Annotated in this window: 3 protein-coding genes; 1 reads left to right on the top strand and 2 read right to left on the bottom strand. The window is 64.1% G+C overall.

The window, feature by feature from the left end; translation table 11 throughout:
- Both EOA27_RS33160 and EOA27_RS33155 read right to left on the bottom strand, forming a co-directional pair.
- The coding region (locus tag EOA27_RS33160) for an SDR family NAD(P)-dependent oxidoreductase (RefSeq protein WP_127258373.1) at positions 1 to 376 on the bottom strand (376 nt) is incomplete at its 3' end.
- An 81-nt stretch (positions 377 to 457) separates the two neighbouring features.
- Entirely contained in the window at positions 458 to 892 is a 435-nt protein-coding gene (locus EOA27_RS33155; RefSeq protein WP_126081603.1) for a DsrE family protein, read from the bottom strand.
- Between the two features lie 99 nt (positions 893 to 991).
- Between EOA27_RS33155 and EOA27_RS33150 the strand changes: the two genes are divergently transcribed.
- A complete protein-coding gene (locus EOA27_RS33150) occupies positions 992 to 2,092 on the top strand; it encodes a hypothetical protein (protein WP_127258372.1) in 1,101 nt (366 codons plus the stop codon).
- Positions 2,093 to 2,178: the final 86 nt, after the last annotated feature.

The following is a 2,178-nucleotide window of genomic DNA, read 5'->3' as shown; positions in this document are numbered from 1 at the left end:
GGACAGAACGGGCGTTGAGGTCCATCACGGCGTCGTAATGCGCTTCGTCCTGATCGGCATAGGCGATGCGGCCGAGCATGCCGCCGGCATTGTTGACCAGGCCGTCGAGCCGGCCGAAATGCTGGGCGCTTTCCTCGACCACACGCTCGACGTCGGCGGGTATCGAAAAATCGCCCTGGACCAGAAACACCTCGCCGCCGTCATCGCGGATGGCTTCGGCCACGGCTTCGGCGGGTGCGCGGCTCGCATTGTAATGCAGCGCGACGCGGCATTTCTGCGCCGCGTAAGCACGGGCAAGGGCGGCACCGATGCCGGTCGAGGCGCCGGTGACCAGCACCGCCTTGCCGGCAAGATCGGGGATGGCAAGTGTCGTCATGTCGGTCGGCCTCCAGGTTGGCACATTTCGTAGGCTATTACCGGCCTTCCGTTCAAGCGTTGGCGTTCAAGCGTGGCCGCGTCAGGGCCTGAGATAGACATAGCCCTGATGCTGCAGTTCGGCGAGTTTAACAACGCCGCCTTTCTCCGCGACCTGGAAGCCCGACAGCAGGTCGGCAAGCGTGATGTCCATGCCGCGCAGGGTGTTGCCGCAGGCCTGCGGGACGAGCCGCTGCTGGACGAGGCCGGCAAAGCGGCTGGAAACAGCGCCGGAAGCGCCCTGGGCTTTGAAGGCCGCCAGTGCCGGACCATGCACCACAAGGACAATATCGACATTGCCGCCGGTGCCCTCATAGTGGTTCTTGATGTTGCCGAGGACGAAGTTGACCTTGTCGGCGTCGCTGAGGTGATAAGCGACCTTCAGCTTCTCCTCAGCCGTTGCCGCGTTGGCCCGGCTCAGGCCGAAAAGGCCCGCGGCGCCGGCGAGGCCGGCACGAAAAATGTCACGGCGCAGCATCGTGTCCTCCGTTTGCCGGCCTGCTCGCGCGATTTTGCATGGTCCAGGCGGGTCTCCTAGACTACCATAAAGCAGTCCTGTCGGTGGGAGGAGGATCGCATGGCATCGAAGGCCGTTGTGGGGAGGACCATGGCGGGCGTTGCGCTTTGCGCCGCCTTTGCCGCTTTTGCCGGCGCGGCGCGCGCCGAACAGCCGCCCAAACTTCCCGAGCTCAGCCCGACCGGTGCCGATGTCTGCTTCGGCCGTATCTACGATGCCGCCCATCTCAAGGCGCATCCGCACCAGAAAGTGGCGCGCATCTTCTTTTTCTATGGCGACGATCCGGTCAGCCGGCCGAACGAAGAACCCCCCGCCAACCAGGATACTTCCTATAACGGCTTCCTCACCACCACCGTGCGCGGCGCCAAGAAGCCCGACTGGGCGGCCGGCTGGTGCAACAAGGAAGATCCGAGCGACAAGGCGAGTGGCATCCGCTGCGGCATGGATTGCGACCGCACGCTCGCCTCGCTGAAAGTCGACGACAAGGGCCGGCTGATGCTCTCCAACGTACAGCCTGATGTGTATCTCGACGCTGGCGCGGAGGAGGACCTCGGCAAAGCCGAGTACAACAGGCAGGCGCTGGGCAGCGAGGACGACAATTTCAAGCTGGATCCGATGCCGGCCGAGACCTGCAAGGCGGAGTTCACACGCATCGACCCCATCGACCCGGCGCTGGGTGATCCGCTGCGCGTGCGCCTGAAGCCGGATCAGCCGTTCTGCTTCGGGCGCGACTATGACGATGCGCATCTCAAAACACATCCCAACCAGCTGACGCAATCGATCCGCGTCTTCCGCGGGCCGGTCGAGCTCGCTTCCTTCGCGGCCGGCGGCGATGCCGCGACCTGGCCCGACGGGGCGGACATTGCCGTTTCAGTGACGACCAGGCAGAAGGGGAAAAAGGTCACGCAGACCTATTCCTGCCAGGGCGAGGCCGACCAGTGGCGCTGCTCGGCAAGCTCCAAGATGAGCGATTTTTCCTGCGACATCTCGCAGACGGAGATCTTCCTCAAGCGCGGGCCCAACGGCACGATGATGGTCGCGAACCCCAACAATGCGGTGGCGGTTGTCGATCTCTGTTCGAAGGCGGCGGACGGCAAGACCAAGTCCGACGACAAGGTTTATCGGCTGCAGCCGATGCCGCAGTCGGCGTGTGCTCCGTAAGGTCTGCCGATATTCAGGTGAGGCCGGCCTGCGAACGACGGCTTCCTGCCCTTCCGGTGCTCACGTACTTTCAAGTACGCTCCGCT

The organism is Mesorhizobium sp. M2A.F.Ca.ET.037.01.1.1 (genome assembly GCF_003998075.1).
Classification (GTDB): domain Bacteria; phylum Pseudomonadota; class Alphaproteobacteria; order Rhizobiales; family Rhizobiaceae; genus Mesorhizobium.
The sequence above is the reverse complement of the archived record's forward strand: the minus strand, read 5'-3'. Positions and strand labels throughout refer to the sequence as shown.

Excerpts from the sequence above, each read along its gene's own strand:
- EOA27_RS33155 (WP_126081603.1), bottom strand. The coding sequence starts at position 892 with ATGCTGCGCCGTGACATTTTTCGTGCCGGCCTCGCCGGCGCCGCGGGC.
- EOA27_RS33150 (WP_127258372.1), top strand. The coding sequence starts at position 992 with ATGGCATCGAAGGCCGTTGTGGGGAGGACCATGGCGGGCGTTGCGCTT.